This window comes from Flagellimonas eckloniae, from assembly GCF_001413955.1.
Lineage (GTDB): Bacteria > Bacteroidota > Bacteroidia > Flavobacteriales > Flavobacteriaceae > Flagellimonas > Flagellimonas eckloniae.
Window position 1 is genome coordinate 1,432,743 of record NZ_LCTZ01000002.1, and the last position, 17,017, is coordinate 1,449,759.

General features: G+C 37.9%; 10 protein-coding genes. 5 read left to right on the plus strand and 5 right to left on the minus strand.

Annotated elements, in window-relative coordinates; genetic code table 11:
• Nucleotides 1-6: 6 nt before the first annotated feature.
• Complete coding sequence (locus tag AAY42_RS06220) at nt 7-2,391, minus strand: TonB-dependent receptor (protein ID WP_055393400.1); 2,385 nt, start codon at nt 2,389-2,391, stop codon at nt 7-9.
• 200 nt (nt 2,392-2,591) lie between these two features.
• On the opposite strand from AAY42_RS06220, the gene AAY42_RS06225 reads away from it, so the two are divergent.
• Entirely contained in the window at nt 2,592-3,602 is a 1,011-nt protein-coding gene (locus AAY42_RS06225) for a sensor histidine kinase (protein WP_055393402.1), read from the plus strand.
• The gene (locus tag AAY42_RS06230) at nt 3,599-4,303 is read left to right on the plus strand and encodes a LytR/AlgR family response regulator transcription factor (RefSeq protein ID WP_055393404.1); all 705 of its coding nucleotides are present in this window, start codon (nt 3,599-3,601) and stop codon (nt 4,301-4,303) included. Before AAY42_RS06225 ends, AAY42_RS06230 begins: the two co-directional genes overlap by 4 nt.
• Nucleotides 4,304-4,404: 101 nt before the next feature.
• Here the strand turns inward: AAY42_RS06230 and AAY42_RS06235 are convergent, their stop codons facing one another.
• Nucleotides 4,405-5,325 carry a helix-turn-helix domain-containing protein gene (locus tag AAY42_RS06235; protein ID WP_055393405.1) on the minus strand — a complete coding sequence of 307 codons (921 nt, stop codon included), beginning with the start codon at nt 5,323-5,325 and terminating at the stop codon, nt 4,405-4,407.
• 358 nt (nt 5,326-5,683) lie between these two features.
• Between AAY42_RS06235 and AAY42_RS06240 the strand changes: the two genes are divergently transcribed.
• From AAY42_RS06240 to AAY42_RS06250, 3 genes are all read left to right on the plus strand, one after another.
• A complete protein-coding gene (locus AAY42_RS06240) occupies nt 5,684-6,328 on the plus strand; it encodes a hypothetical protein (RefSeq protein WP_055393407.1) in 645 nt (214 codons plus the stop codon).
• A complete protein-coding gene (locus AAY42_RS06245; protein ID WP_055393408.1) occupies nt 6,309-7,376 on the plus strand; it encodes an alpha/beta fold hydrolase in 1,068 nt (355 codons plus the stop codon). The genes AAY42_RS06240 and AAY42_RS06245 overlap by 20 nt, the downstream gene beginning before the upstream one ends.
• Nucleotides 7,377-7,564: 188 nt before the next feature.
• Nucleotides 7,565-8,740, plus strand: coding sequence for a glycoside hydrolase family 5 protein (locus tag AAY42_RS06250; RefSeq protein ID WP_055393410.1), 1,176 nt, complete (start codon nt 7,565-7,567; stop codon nt 8,738-8,740).
• A gap of 1 nt (nt 8,741) precedes the next feature.
• On the opposite strand, the gene AAY42_RS06255 is transcribed toward AAY42_RS06250, so the two are convergent.
• From AAY42_RS06255 to AAY42_RS06265, 3 genes are all read right to left on the minus strand, one after another.
• The gene (locus tag AAY42_RS06255) at nt 8,742-12,068 is read right to left on the minus strand and encodes a CRTAC1 family protein (protein WP_245625598.1); all 3,327 of its coding nucleotides are present in this window, start codon (nt 12,066-12,068) and stop codon (nt 8,742-8,744) included.
• A 120-nt stretch (nt 12,069-12,188) separates the two neighbouring features.
• Nucleotides 12,189-13,730 (minus strand): RagB/SusD family nutrient uptake outer membrane protein, encoded by a 1,542-nt coding sequence (locus tag AAY42_RS06260; protein WP_082433341.1) that lies wholly within the window; start codon nt 13,728-13,730, stop codon nt 12,189-12,191.
• 19 nt (nt 13,731-13,749) lie between these two features.
• On the minus strand, nt 13,750-16,806 hold the full coding sequence (locus AAY42_RS06265; protein ID WP_055393414.1) for a SusC/RagA family TonB-linked outer membrane protein: 3,057 nt from the start codon (nt 16,804-16,806) through the stop codon (nt 13,750-13,752).
• Nucleotides 16,807-17,017 lie beyond the last annotated feature (211 nt).

Below are 17,017 nucleotides of genomic sequence, written 5' to 3' on the forward strand. Positions count from 1 at the left end.
AAATCTTCATCTTCTCCTTCCTCCGGAATACTGCATCGCTTCACCTTTGCCAAACCCATAGCTGAAACCGAAGGACACAAACCGCGCGCGAAAACTTCGATTAAAAACTTCAAAATCGTTCTGCGCGATTTGGTTTTCTTGAATCCGTGACGCAAATGCATCTCGGACACTCATGTTCAAGACTGCTTTACCTTTCAGTATTTTCTTTCTAATTCCCAAATCCAAAAATGCAATATCGCTTATCTCTCCCTGCACGGTTTGGTAAGCTGATTGGTAGTTTCCAGTGGTCTCAAAATCAATGTCCCAAGGCATTTTTATTTTGGTCAACAGTTTTGATGACCACTGATCTGCACTAAAGTCGAATACGGTTTCCTCAAAACTACCTTGACGGGAAAAGGTATTATAATTGAAATCAAGATTGAACGTTAGCCATTTGACCGGACTGTATTTAGTGTTAAACTCCATACCCCAGGCATTGTTCGTTCCAATATTTTCCGGTCTGGTGATGTTTACATTATCCTCAAAAAAAGAAATTCGTTCAATAATATCATTAGTATATCGATGATATAGTCCCAAGTTCAAAGGTGTCTTACCTACAAAGAAAATACCCGTCACCTCATAAGAATCGGTAAACTCAGGAAGTAAATCTGGGTTGCCCTGTCTAATGTTGAAATTATTTCGAATGTTGAAGAATGGATTCAAATCCCATAGTCTTGGACGATAAATTCTCCTCGAATAACCTGCTTGCAAAGAAACCTTTTCAGAAAACTTGTACGATGTGTGTGCACTTGGAAAAAGATTGGTATAGTTTTGGTCATTTGACTCATCCGTATTTACAAGTAAAGTCCCAACTTCAGTATTTTCAACTCGTAAGCCCGCTTTCAATCCCCATTTTTCACCTTCATATGCGGTGGTTCCATAAACACCTAATACGTTTTGGTCAAATTCAAAAATGTTTGTTAGACTAGGGTCAACAACAAACCCGCCGTTTTCAAGGTTTTCCACTTCAAAGTCATTACTGACATCGTTAAGAATATACTGAGCTCCAGTTTCAACGGAAAACTTATCTAAAAAAGGTTTGGTATAATCCAGTTTGAAGGTAAAAACAGATTCCTGGAAATTAGTGCGGGTGTTTTGTTCGGCATCACGATCTTCTCCTGAAACTGTACTATCCAGGAATTCAGAGCTCTGGTCCTTCCCGAAGAAATTTCCTAGCGCACTGAACAGCAAATCATGGTCTTCATCATCTTCAAAATCCTTTTTGTACTGCAATTCATATTGAAATTTTGGGTTTCGAGCTTCGGTTACCTCAGTTCGCTCCCACTGCGATGTCAAGTCTCCCAATCCGTCCAACGCTGTAAAATTGGTGGTCGATGGCTGATCTTCAATCTCCAAAGCAAAATTTCCTGAAAGTGTGAGTACGCTTGTGGGACTGAAATAGTAATCCGTTCCCAGTATGAAATTGTAAAATTCTTCGTTCCTGAATTCTTCGCCGTTGGATAGAACAACATTGCCTGTGGTCAGATCGGTATTGCGCACTGTAATCTCATTGGGCAACTCGCGGTACCCAGCTCCAAGCTGTGTGAACAGGTTAAATTTCTCGGTTCTTCGATTAAGACTAATTCCGACACTGTGGTTATTGGGCGCACCGCTATTCACCGAAATGGAACCATTTAATCCTTTTTGTTCTTCCTTTTTAATCACAATGTTGATAATGCCTGAGGTACCCTCTGCATCATACTTTGCGGAAGGATTGGTAATCACCTCTACCCTATCAATCATATCAGCGGTAATGGTACCAAGTGCATTGTTCTCATCACTGGTCAATATAGAAGGTTTTCCGTTGATCAATACCTGAACACCTTGACTGCCCCGAAGACTGATCTGCCCCTCTATATTTACATTCACTGATGGAACGTTGTTCAATACCTCAAGGGCACTGGCACCTGTAGTGCTCAAATCCTTTCCGACGTTGAATACACGTTTGTCAAGTTTGAAAACGGTCTGTGAAACTTCACCCTGAACGACCACTTCTGCAAGCTTCTGCGCATCTTCAGAAATCTCTATGGTACCCAAGTCATTTTGCTTGTTTTTTGTATCTGGCACCTGCAAAACTTTCGTTTCAAAGCCTAAAAAACTGATTTCAATATAACAGTCAGTGACATTGGTTTTCAAAGAAAATGTGCCATCGTCCAAAGTGGTGGTCCCATCGATTGCCTTTTTGGTTTCATTGTCCACGACAGCAACTGTAGCAAAAGCAACAGGTAACCCAGAAGATTTTTCTACTACTTTACCATTAAATGTAGTACTCCACTGTTGTGCATTTCCAATCGCGCCAAAAAGAAAAAGGGTTATACTCGATAGCAAAAAATATTTCACGGCCAAATTCATGTTTTCCGTTTTTATTCAAATTTTCAATAAAAAGACATAGCGTTAAAATAGTTTCCCATGAACGACACACCTTCTCCCCCAACCAACAAGTTAGGCAGTTGCATTTATAAATCGTTGTTTAAAGACCAAAAACCGTCGTTTACGGCTTTTATTTTATTTTACTACATTGTTAGGGATACTTTTGGTTGAATCATATTCGAATGCTAATATCAAAAAGAGAACTTGTTTTTCAATCGGTCCTTCTTGTACTGGTATTTCTGTTCTATTCATTTGATAGGGAAAACCCAGGATTTCATGGACACCAATTGGCTTTCTTCAGTACTTATGTACTTGCCGCCGCTGCTATAGGGTATTGGCTGATGCCCCGTTTTCTGTACAAGAGGAAATATTGGCAATTTTTCACATTCGTGTTCTTGATGGTCGCTATAGTTATTCTGTTGGAAGAATTGCTCCTTGAGCAACTCTTCTTTCCAGGTACCAGGAGGGCCAAATCGTTTCCTGGAGTATTTTTTTCACTGTTGGGGGTATTACCCGTAATTACCATTCTCTCCGGATTTAAGTTTGGGTGGGATGCCCTACAAAAGCAAGAACAGATAGAAGCTTTGAAAGGTACGGTTCAAGAAAGTGAGCTTCAATTTTTGAGGTCTCAGATAAATCCACACTTTTTGTTCAATAATCTTAACAATCTGTATTCCTATGCCCTTGAAGGCTCACCGAAAACTCCTGAAATTATTCTGGAACTCAGCGGATTGTTGCGGTATATGTTGTATGAGTGCAAAGAAAAATTTGTGCCACTTCAAAAAGAAATTGAGCAATTGCATAACTTTATTAAGTTGAGCAAATTACAAATTGAAAATAGAGGCATGGTTCATTTCGATGTGCAAAATGTGGAAACGGGATACAAGATTGCCCCACTAATTTTGATAGTCTTTATTGAGAATGCCTTTAAACACAGTCAAGCCGGACAGAGCGAAAACATAAAGATTGACATGAAGCTACACATGAAGGCCAATATGTTACATTTTGTATGCGACAATAATCATGAGCCTATTGAAGGTCTTGATAGTGTAGATGCTGGAATTGGACTCGAAAATGTAAAAAAACGTTTACAGCTCCTTTATCCAAACAAACATCATCTTGAAATTAAAGAAGATAGGAACAGGTACAAGGTCAACTTATCGGTGGAATTAAGTAAAATAAACCGTTTATGAACTGTATCATAATCGAAGACCAGCCTCCTGCGCAGCGTATCCTAAAGAAATATATTGAGAACGTAGATTCTTTAGAATTAAAGGGTGTTTTTTCAGATGCGATACAAGCCATGGAATTTTTGAAAAGCGAAACGGTGCATCTAATTTTTCTTGACATACACCTACCTAAACTTTCTGGCATTGATTTTTTAAAGACCATGGGCAATCCGCCCAACATCATTTTAACAACTGCATTCTCGGAATATGCACTTGAAAGCTATGAATTCAACGTTGTCGATTATCTGTTAAAACCTTTTTCGTTTCAACGTTTTGTTAAGGCCGTATCAAAGGTATCAGAAAGAAAGAAAATTGCGTCCACGAACAAGTATGATGCAGATTCAGCACAATTTAGAAAGGAAATCTACATCAAGTCGGGCTACGAGCATATCAAAATCTATATTGAAGACATTCAGCATATTACAGCAGATTCTGATTATACTGAAATTGTGACTGAGACTAAAAAGCACCTATCCAACGAACCTCTTCGCTTCTGGTTGGAAAATCTGCCAAGTAACCAGTTTCAACGTATCCATAAATCACATATCATAAATGCAGAATCAATAGAAAAAATTGTCGGAAATCAAGTATACCTTCTCGGAGGCTTCAAACTACCTATTGGAAGGGCCTATAAAGAAGAATTCATGAAGACTATTTTAAAATAAAATTCTATAAAAAAATTACGAAAAGAAAGACATTAAACAAAAGTCTTTGATTTATAAACCTCTTTTAGCTTACTGATTTTGAACAATAAAAGAACATACCATTATTTTGAAAGCAAGTAGTAAGAAGGTGGCTTTCCATATACTTTTTTAAATAATTTACTGAATACTGCAAGATCACTGAAACCAAATAAGTCGGACACTTCACTAACCGAAAGCTTTTGATTTTGCAGTATTTTTTGTGCTTTTTTTATTTTTAAACTATTGATGTATTGATGTGGTGTTTTGCCGTAAACTAATTTAAAAGAGTTGTAAAGATGATATTTAGAAAGTGTTGATACACGTGATAGCTCGTCCAAAGAAATCGGGTTCATCAAATTATCCTGAATATATTCATTTGCCCGCAACAGTCTCTTTAACGTTTCTAGTTTAGTAGAAGGTTTTTTTGATGCAATATGGGTTGCCAAACCATATCCTCTGTATTGATCATTATAAATAGTTTGTAATACATCAATGGAAAGTTCTTCAGGACAGGTTTGCGCATAATCTATATTGTTGCTTAACCTATAGATAGATTGCAATAGCCAACCAGATCTATAATAGTTGGCACCGAACATTTGTTCCATAAAATAGGTTTGGTTCGAAATACTGTGAAATGGGTTATCCAATAATCTGACTTGAGAAGTTGAAACAAAATAATTGAATTGTTCTCTAAGGGCATCACATATCACCAAACTTAAAACATCGATATAACCTTGTCTTTCATTAACGTATTCCCAGCCTATACTGGGGTTGGTAATAATAAATTTGTTAGCTTCTACTTTAATTCGTTTATTTTTCCACTGCAACTCCCCTACACCATCCTTAAAATATATTATGGTAAGATTGTTATCCTCAAATTTAAAATGCGACAACGGGGCATCAAATCGCATCATATAGTTTTTATCCTTCTCGAACTTAGGCGGGTTTTTTCCATCTCGCTTTTCAAAATGGTTATAGTATCTATCTTTATAATTGAGAGACATTTTCTTATTCTTTTCAAATCAGTGTACAAGCCTTACAAAAGTTACACTTAATAATAACATATAGCTAAGATACACGAACAGGTAATAGTTGCTTGAAATCTATTTTTTCTCAGTGTTCTTTTTTACCTGACTTTTCAACTAGTTGTTTAATGTTGACTTTTTGATGAAAATATGTAATCTTCCAAACTACTTTTATCTATTGGTCCAAGATAATTTCAAGGTTACTATATCAGCAAAATTCTTTTATCACTGGGTTGCGATATTTTATCTGCTACCGCACTTCTTAAAAAAATGATTTTTTGACAAATGAGTTGGTCAAACCTACAAGTACTTTTGGGTTTCATCATCAAATCAAAAAATGAACAAATATTGTTTTGCCCTTCTGTGCCTATGGTGCGGTAAATCACCTGCCCAAAATCTATCCGATTCAGAAAATTCTCTTTCTACTCTTGGATTTTTTGATAGAACAGAATTTAGGGCAGGTTACTATGGAAATTACTATTGGAACCCTGGCCTTACAGTTGGAGCTGAATATCTTTTAACCGAAAAAGTGCGAGTTAAAGCAAAAAAACGAAGAAAAAAGATCATCATTAAACAATGGCTGTTGAATGGAACATTCGGTGTAAGTTGGGATCCGAGAACAGAACTCGGCGTCTTTACCAATTATGGGATTTTGTGGCGTAGGACCAACACTAAGGGAAAGCAGATAAATATACAATTTAACCCTTTAGGGATATATCGTGCATTTTTACCAGAGACCTATGAAGTATCTGGCGACGAGGTAGACAAAGTCTTCCTTCCCGGCAGAAACTATTATGCTCCATCCCTTTCATTTGGTTTTGGGAAATGGCGTAAAGGCAGAAAGTTAACTGGCAGGTATTTAAACGTTACTTACATGCTCCGAACTCCATATAACACAGGCTCCTTACCTTCAATTGCAATAGAATATGGCTTCCGCTTTAACCTGAAAAAGAAAAAAAAATATGCAAACGATAATCAATAAAATTCAGAAAACAATTTCCGTATTAGTATCAGTCCTCTTTGTTCTTTCCTGCACGCAAGATGATGTTGGTGATTTGAGCGACACTTTATATGTGCGCCATAAAGGAGCTGATATGCCAGCACACATTTATGGCAATGCATCGGAAAAAGTATTTCTAATTATTCTGCATGGTGGTCCTGGAGGAAATGGGCTATCCTATAGGTCAGGAACCATCAAAAGTGAAATTGAAAAAACATGCGCTGTTGTGTACTATGATCAACGGGGTTCTGGAATGTCCCAAGGCAAATATTCTGAGGATGGTATCAGCATAGAAATTATGGCCGAAGATATACTGGCTTTAGTAAAAGTAATACAGCATAAATACGGAGATGATTCTAAATTCTTTTTAATGGGTCATAGTTGGGGAGGAACTTTGGGAACGGCAGTTTTATTAAAGAATCAAGATGTATTCAAAGGATGGATTGAAATCGGGGGCGCCCATGATTCCAGTGGTGTTTTTTTTGAATACCCAAAGAATTTTAGAAGAGTGGCCAACGAACAGATTGCTCTGGAAAACAATGTCACCTATTGGGAAGCTGTAAAAAACAAAATAGATGGACTGAACACAGATACATATTCTGATGATGATTTTTACACTATGAACAAGGAAGCCAGCAAAGCAGAAGAAAAACTAGAAGATGACAGACTTATCAATAAAACCAGAAGCAAAATTCAAGGTGAATTCGTAATCAATACTTTTTTCAAAAATAATGTTTTAACCGTAGCTTGGAACGCTAATAAGACACAATCTATTTTAGTTAGAGATCAAGGTATTTTCAAAGACCTGTCCTTCAAAGACAGGCTTGATGAAATCACCATACCATCTTTGGTGCTCTGGGGTAAATATGATATGGTAGTGCCTCCCAAATTTGCTCAAGATGCCTTTGATGGATTAGGTTCCACCTCAAAAAAATTAGTCATTTTTCAAAACTCAGGTCATACAATTATGAACCATGAACCTGACCTGTTTGCGGACGAGGTAATCGATTTTATCAACGAATATGAATAGTTAAAACCAATACTAAATTTATCTTTTAGGTATAGAAATAGAACTAGTTCTGGTTGATTTTACTTTTACTCGGACTAAAGTTTAATCATTAAAACAACATATGCTACATTTCTTCTAGTTTTTACATCATCCCAAATATCCAACAAACGCTTCTTTAGCTACATTTGAAAACAAAAGTTACTATCAAGATGAAGTGTTTCCCATTAGTTTTTGCTCTACTTACATTTATCATTTCCTGCGGCTCCGAATCTGGGAGTTTAACTATTATTCCAGCAGATGATACAGTTCAAGAAGAACCCGAAGAAAATAATCCCGATGAAGGAGATACTGCAGCCAGTGAATTTGATGATGGGGTGATTAGAAATGTTTCGTCTGTTGAAATTGTAGCTGAAATGAAAACGGGTTGGAATCTGGGAAATAGTCTTGATGTTGAAGGCCCCGACGAAACTTTTTGGGGCAATCCTGTAACCACAAAGTCTATGATTGATGAAGTATCCAAGCGAGGATTTAACACTCTAAGGGTTCCTGTTACTTGGAGTTTCCATCAAGGCCCAGCGCCTTCATACCTAGTTGAGGAAAGTTGGTTGAACAGAGTTGAGGAAGTGGTAAATTATGGAAGGGCAAATAATATGTACGTAATCATCAATGTACATCATGATGATCCTTGGATTATCCCAACATACGAAAAGGGTGATGAAGTAAAGGACAGGCTTTCCAAATTATGGACACAAATTGCCAATAGATTCAAAAACTATAGTGATTATGTCATTTTTGAAACCTTGAACGAACCCCGATATGAGAATACGCCGGAAGAATGGTCGGGAGGAACTGCGGAGGGAAGGGACATGGTAAACCAATACCATAAAGTAAGTTTAGACGCGATAAGAGCTACCGGAGGGAACAACAGCTTTAGACAGATTATGATCTCCACTTATGCAGCTAGTACAATACCTATGGTGATGGATGATTTGATAATTCCAAATAATGATCCCAGAACAATAATTTCGCTTCATTCTTACTTTCCATTTCCATTCACTTTGGAGGGAACAGACAATACTTGGGGAACAGATGAGGATAAAGCCCAATTGGCTGCTGAGATGGACAGAATTAAAACAAAGTTTGTAGATAACGGCAAAGCTGTTGTATTGGGTGAGTGGAGTTCCGGAAACCAGAACAATCTAGAAGATCGTTTGGACCATGCATCCTATTATGCCCAAGCTGCGGCTGAGAGAGGTTTCGCAAATATCTGGTGGGATAATGGAAATACAGGTGTATCAAACGATGGTCTCGCTATATTTGATAGGCAAACTTTGACTTGGCCATTTGGTGAGATAGCAGATATTATTGTACAAGCCAATAATTAAACTAAAATGCCACTTTATTTTCTACTGCAATAAATTTTAAAAAATCGTTGTTTTTTGCGATTAGAATATATTGCTTTCCTTTTATTGAAATTACCGATAAGTCCTTAACATCCCCATCCATATAAAGTCCGGTTTCTTTTGGGGCAAGTGCTTGGAAATCTTTGTTTTCGGTTCCTTTTAAAAATGTTCCATGTCCTGCATCTGCCCTGGGTGTTTCTACTTCGGAAGCATATAGATTACCCCCAAGAACGATATCCTTTGTGCCATCTAAATCAAAATCTGCAATCAAAATTTGGTTTGCCGGTGCTATTTGGGCCCTTATCGGTAAATCATTCCTTATGAACTTTCCATTTTCATTCACGAAAACCGCACTTTTAAAAGATGAAACTTTATAGTGAATACTGCCCTCCAATTTTTTTTCCTCATATACATCCAACAAAGTAGCTTTGGAAAAAGCATCATAATTTTTGAATTTTTCTTTGATTGATGGTATTTGTTGCGAAGAGCATTCCCTTCCTCTTACCGGGTATTGCTCTCCTTCATTGTAATAACTCAAAACAATATCGTTGGTTCTATTTCCATCAAAATCATTTAAAAAAACATCGAAAGTTTCATTGCCATTGGCCTTATACTTGTAGTTATCCCCAAGATTGCCCGCGACTAAATCTATATCGCCATCATTATCAATATCATCAGCTTTAAGGCTGAACCACCAGCCTGTGGTATTGGATAAACCAACCTCTTCCGTAATTTCTTTAAAGGTTGTTCCTGTATTTTTGAAAAGCCTAACTTTCATCCACTCTCCGGTAATAGCCAAATCTTTCCAACCGTCATTATCGAAGTCCAGCCATTGTGCCGATGTTACCAATCCCAATCTATCAAATTCAGGGGCAATTTTCTGCGTTACATTAATAAATTTGGGAAAACCGGATGTGCTTATATTTTCAAGAATATAGCTTGATGCTGGGTAAGGGTAGTTTCCAGGCATCAATCTTCCTCCTATAAATAAATCTTGATCCCCATCTTTGTCAAAATCACAATCGTATACCCTACTACCACTAATAAATATCTTGGGCAGTGCATTTGCACCTTTAGTAAAACTACCATTTCCTTGATTGATGTAAAGCCTGTCTTGAAGCATTGGCGAATTTGGACCAAACTCATTCCCTCCGCTTACAATATAGAGATCATTGTCGCCATCATTATCAGCGTCAAAAATGTGAGAGCCAATGTCTTCGTGATTTCTATCTTCCAATAAAATCTTTAATTTTTGTTGTTCAAAAGAACCATCTGGCGTCTGGAAGAACATTCCCCCTGGATATTTTGATGCTGCTCCGATATAGAAATCTTCCAAGCCATCGCCATTTAAGTCACCAACTGCCAAACCGGGGCCAAATTGGGAAGTTTTATGCGGTAGAAGAATTTCGTTTTTAAAATCATCGTAGGTGTTCTCCTTATGCTTATAGAGTGCCAAGGTATCTGGGTTACTTTGGAACAGATGGTTACCCTTACTTGCCATTCGCCCATCAATTGTATTCTTTGCCTCTTCAAAATCCAACACCAAGCTAGAGTTAGCCCCCACCTCTGTTAATTTCTGTATCTTTTGATTGGGCCATATTACGATAAGACTGTCAACCACCTCATCTTTACCCAGCCCAAAATGTAGTTTTGGCGCTACTGAGGATTGGAAACCTCGACTCAAAGTGACTTCTTGAACCTGATGTGTTTCATCATAATATAAGTGAACCTTTGCCCCCAAACCATATTGATTTTTTGATTCACCCTTTAAGCTTAAGGTAATATGATTGTTGGTATCAGAGCTATGGTTTTCAAAAATAGAGACTTCACTATCTATATTATTTGTAACCAATTCCAAATCACCATCATTGTCCAAATCCGCATACACTGCCCCGTTTGAAAAACCTTTGTCCTCAATTCCCCATTCCTTATTGCTTTTTGAAAAGGTAAGATCTCCATTGTTTTTAAAAACGTAATTATCAATTGGTTCAGATGGAATACGGAGACTCTTGTCCAATAAACTATCCTTATGCTTTTTTTCTCCTTTTAGATTTTCAAAGTAATCTTTATTGTTAATTTCCCTGCGGGTGCCATTGGATACGAATAGGTCCTTATAACCATCATTATCAAAATCGGCCAATAAAGGAGCCCAGCTCCAATCTGTGGATGAAATACCGGCAAGTCTGGAAATATCCTTAAATTTTGGAATGCCTTGGTGTTCAAACCCCGTGTTTATTTGTAGCGTGTTCTGCATGTATTGGTATTGAAATCCCACACGTTCAATATTTGCAAATAATTCCGGGTTCATACTGGCCATATTTGCCTTTGACCTTCGGTTTGATGCGGCATCCATATCCATTTGGACAATATCCAGGAAACCATCGTTATTAAAATCGGCAATATCTACTCCCATTCCATAAAATGAGGTATGCGCGGTTGCGTTTTTTATCTCGTCCTTAAAGGTTCCATCTTTTTGATTGATGTACAGACAATCAGGTGTGCCAAAATCATTTGATACATACAGATCCGTCCAACCATCTTCGTTAAGATCTGAAGCCGTAACGCTCAAGGAAAGACTATATAGTTTAACACCTGAAGATTCCGTGATTTTTGTAAAATGCCCACCGTCATTTCTATACAGATTATCGGTTTCTAAATCTGTAACCCTATCCATTCGCATTTTGTAATGAAAGCTATTATATTCAAATGGGGTTATAGGGTAATTGGCGACATACACATCCAAATCCCCATCTTGATCAAAATCAAAAAAAGTAGCATCAACACTATTTCCAGCATCATTTAATCCAAAATCAACTGCCATTTCCTTAAAAGTATTGTCTCCCTGATTAATAAAAAGTTGGTTTTGTTTGTTTCCGGACTGGCCGGCCACCAAACAATAAATATCCAATAGTCCATCTCCATTTACGTCTGCCATTGTTGTTCCCGTATACCATCTTTGATCTCCTCCCATACCGGATTCCAAAGTAATGTCCTTGAACACCAAGTCTCCATGGTTAAGGTAAAGTTTGTTAGTCACCGTATTGCCCGTAAAAAAAAGATCGGTTAGACCATCATTATTGATATCCCCGGCAGAGACCCCACCTCCCATGTATATATAGGGATAGGTAAAATAGTTTAGGGTGTCGTTTTCTACAAGTTGATTCTTAAAGGTTATCCCCGTGGTTTTGGATTCTAGTTTTGTGAAAATTTTGTTTTCTGTGGTTTTACCAGAAGTTTGAGTGTTTTTATGGTCAACATTGACACAGCCAAAAAACATACCTACACTGAAAATTGTCAGTAAAAATTTCATCAACATACTTTCTTTATTTTATACATACTCCCAATAGTGCTATCCAACTCTACTAATAAAAAAATAAATGAGCGAAAAAAAAATTTTCGCCCATTTAAATTAAATTAACTAACTCAACTTTTAATATCCAGGATTCTGGTCTCCTTGTCCAATTTCCGTGTTACTGTCTATTTCATTTTGTGGTATGGGCATTACCCTATGGACAGTTGGATCATATACTCTTACTGTTCTGAGGGATTCATCAGGGTTATTGAAATTTTGATCTGGGAAAATGGAAAGTTCTTGATCATCCAAATTCCATCTTATCAAATCATCAAATCGCACTTGTTCTGCACAGAGTTCAACAAATCTTTCGTGAACAATGGCATCAAAGATTTGTTCTGTTGTATTTACGGGATAACCACGGGCATCCATAGTGGCGGTTCCATATCTTGGCATCTCGGCGCGATCTCTTATCTGATTGAGTAAATCCACAGCACCTGTATTGTTCCCCAAATTCAATTCAACTTCAGCTTGCATTAAGATAATATCTGCATATCTCATAATCCTAACGTTCACACTACTGTTCTCTGAAACACTTTCTTCATCATACAACTGTGAAAACTTATACCATACCGGTCCACCTCCACATCCAGGGCAAGGAAATTCAAACGCATCTCCAGGTCCATAACTGGTACCATCCTCTAGAATGGCAATATCAAATCTAGGGTCATCATCTTCAAATTCGGCAATTACCTTGGAAGAAGGTCTAGCGTTGCCCCATCCCGCATATTCTTGAGAGTGAAATGTTACTTCTGACGTTCCCACTCCTGTTTGTGCCCAACGTTCTGACTCCGTTCCTACTTCACCATTATATCCTATTTCAAACATAGATTCATCATTATGCTCGCCAGTTTCGCTAAAGTTATCCCTATAATTTTCCAAAGGAAGTAAGCTATGATTGTTTATGTTGTTAAATGCCTGTTGCGCTTCAGTATACATTTCCCTATGCAAATACACTTTGCCCAACAAACCAAAAGCTGCCTCCCTAGTAACTCGCCCTACTTCTGTAGTTCCTTTAGGAAAAGTAAGCTGGGTAGATAATTGTAAATCGGCTATGATTTGCCCATAAACTGCATCAGCCGTTGCTCTAGGTGTATCATCAAGCGCAGTCGCCAAATCTGTTTTCAGTGGTACTCCTCCAAATCGTTTTACCAAATGGAAATAATAGAGTGCTCTAAGGAAATAAGCTTGTCCCAAAGCATCATCGACATCTGCTTGCGAGAAATCATTTGTTGCCGTATTGGTTCTCATCCTTTCTTCATTACCAATTACAAAATTGCAGGCACCAACACCGTTAAAACATGCCGTCCAGTACTGCGCAATACCTCCAAGAGTTGCGTTTAACTCAAACCTATTGAAGGGTGCGAAATTTGGATCGCCACTGGAAACCACTTCATCTGACATGGCATCTGGAAAAATATATCCATTACGTTGATAGAGAACTTGGAATTGATTATATGACGCATTAACTGCTGCTTCCACCTGAGCCAAGGATTCGAAAAAGATTTCGGGATTCAAAGCATTTGTGTTTTCAACAGGAACTTCATCATCGCAAGCCACAAACAATAACATTAAAGACAGTGGTATGCTCTTTAAAAAATAATTACTGATTCTTTTCATCTTTACAATTTTTATCAATCTAAAATTCTATTTGAATACCACTTAACACGGTAATTGGTCTTGGTTGGGCACTTCTATCGATTCCCAAACCATCTACCAACCCTTGTGCATTGTAAAATGGAGCTATTTCAGGATCTAGTCCTGTATAGTTGGTAAATGTCAGCAAGTTCTGTCCTTGAACATACAAGCGCATCTTTTTTATAATGCCATTCCCAGATTTATTGATTAATGCATTTGGAAAAGTATATCCAACAGTAACATTTCTAAGTCTTAGGTAAGAAGCATCTTCCACGTATCTTGAAGATACCGCATTGTTAATGTTAGATCCAAACCGAAACCGAGGTATGTCAGTGATATCTCCTGGATTTTGCCATCTGCGTATAATTCGTGTTCCATAGTTTAGGCCGTTATCCAGTCCTTCCAAATAAAATATGTTACTATTAAATGCATCTACACCTTGTACGCCATTGAACAAAATGTCAAAGTCCCAGCCATTATACTCTGCCCTAAAGTTGATGGCATACGTGAAATCTGGATTGGGATCTCCAATAACAGCTCTATCCTCCAAATCAATTAGGCCATCTCCACTAATGTCTATGAACCTTACATCACCAGGTTGAACAGGTACCGCTGAAGTATTATTATTTGGTAGTTCGGCATCTATTTGTTCTTGGGTAGAAAAAACGCCATCAGCTACCAGACCGAAAAAGTGAAAAGGTGCCTCATTTACGGCCAATCTATTCAATGCTGAATCAAAAGGAGGGTTCAACGTAGCCCTTTCTATGGGTTCCCCAGAAGTTCCGAGGCTCTCCACGATACTTTCGGAGGTAGTCAAATTTGCCCAAAAGTTCCATTTAAATTCACCTTCATAATCATTGTAGCCCAAAGTAAACTCCAAGCCATCTACTTCTACCACGCCCACATTTCTAATTACTGTAGATCCAGTACTAGAGTTTCCCGGAATTCCAGATGAGGCAGGCAGTTCAACCGGTATTAAAAGATCTTCACTTCGGTTTTTAAAATAATCTACGCCAAACTGAATCTGATCATTCAAGAACCCCATATTTAGGCCATAGTTCTGCTTGATCTGTGTTTCCCACCTCAAATCGGGATTTGCAGCGTTATTTGGACTAATCCCAGATGACGTTTCATCATCTAAAGAAGTAGGTAGGTTTAAGCCAAGTGTTGGTAGAAACTGGTTGACGGAATTCCCTGTTCTGTTATTACCTGTTTCCCCATAACTTGCTCTTAATTTTAAACTATTTATGGCATCTACATCGAACCAAGGTTCATTGGAAACATTCCACCCCAATGCTCCTGAAAAAAACCATTCCGATGCATTTTCAGGTGCAAATCTTGATGAAGTATCACGTCTTCCTGAGCCGCTTATGGAGTATCGGTTATCAAACTCGTAACCACCAAGGAAAAGAATGGAATTAAGATTTTCTGGAACTGAGAATGAGGTAGCTCTCGCATTCGGAGAAAAAGCTTCGGGTATTTCTGAAGATAGTTCATTGTTATCCGATATAGATGTAGATTCTAAACGTATCTGCGCTTGTTCAGCCACAGCAGACAAATTGATGGAGTGTTTGTCAAAATCCCTATCATAAGCCAAGGTATTGGTAAAAACCTGTTGTGTTATCGTTTGTCTTGTTTTACTGATAAAATTGGTTGGATTTGCAAACCTGCCTCCATCTTCCGCGTAGGCCCTTATTTGATTATCTTGAAGCAATAAATTGGCATCTAAACCATATTGAGACCTAAATGAAAGTCCTTTGGCCAATTTGAATTTTGCATAAATACTTCCAATAGCAGAAGAAAATCTTGTTAGGTTATCTTGGTTATCCTGTATTCTGATTTGATTTCTGGAATCGTTTAAATCACTTGAATTAGTGCCACCGAAAAGACCGTTCTCCGTAATTATTGGAACATAAGGAGCCTGACCTATAATATTCTGCAAGGGATCTCTACCCCCTTCGCGCTCTGGAAATCTCGTTCTACTGTGGGCTAAAGAAAGTGTTTGTCCAATATCCAGCCAATTGGAAATATTGGCATCTGTATTTACATTTAACGTTGTACGTGTAAAACCTGTTTCTATAAATACACCCTCCTGGTCTAGATGGGAAAAACCTAAATTAAACTTCGCTCTTTCACTTCCGCCATTTACATTACCGTTTATATTATACATAGGTGCCGTTTGAAAATAAGCGTCTTGCCAATTCGTATCCACACCATTACCATCAAACAGAGGGTTTTCATTAATCCTCTCCACAGGAAAGTCAGGTCCACCATTTTGACCCGCCAATGCATTAACTTCTCTTAAAAACTGAATGTACTGTTCCGTGTTTAGAAGATCGTACCGTCTGTTAAATTGTTGAATTCCTGAAGATGCTTCTACTTTAAACGAAGCTTTGCCCTCCCTACCCTTCTTTGTGGAGATGAGAATAACACCATTTGTACCTCTTGAACCGTAAACGGCAAGGGAAGCAGCGTCTTTCAAAACGTCAATCTTTTCGATACTTCCTAAATCAATACTGTTGATGCTGTTGGTAAAAACTCCATCTACCACATAAAGCGGAGTGCCGTCTCCAAAAGTGTTCACACCGCGAATCTGAACTAAAGTTTGGGATCCCGGCGAACCTCCATTTGTAATATTGACACCAGCAGCCCTACCTTGTAAAGCCTGACCAATATCTGTAGTAGGAAACTCACTCAAGGCTTCAGCCTTTACTACGGAAACTGGTGTGTTCCTTTGTGTTCCATAGGTTACAATAACCACCTCATCCAAACTGACCAAGTCTTCAACAAGTTCAACATTTATTTCTTCTTGACCCGTATAAGTGACTTCTCTGGCTTTGAAACCTATGTACGAAAACACTAAAATATCCCCGTTTTTTACCTTATCAAGTGTGTACTTACCATCAAAATCGGTTACCACACCTATTTGAGTTCCCTTTACAAAAACAGATGCTCCGGGCAAGGGCCCATCAGCAGTAACTGTTCCCGTAACCAATTGCCCTATTGCTTGACCCGTTACGACCAAGAAAAGAATAAAAAATAACTTCTTTAGCTTCATTTTTCAAATTAGTTTAGATTTAATTTCAGGCTAAATTTTTTACGTATCCATGCATTTTGGACATTGATAAAATTTGGCTCTACGCAAGTTATATTTAAGGATGGCTTAAGGGCATTCTATTTGATGCAATAAATATTTCATATGTTGCATTTGAAGTCAACCCCTTAATAACAAAGGGTTTTAGTAGATATAATGGATATTTACATTCTGT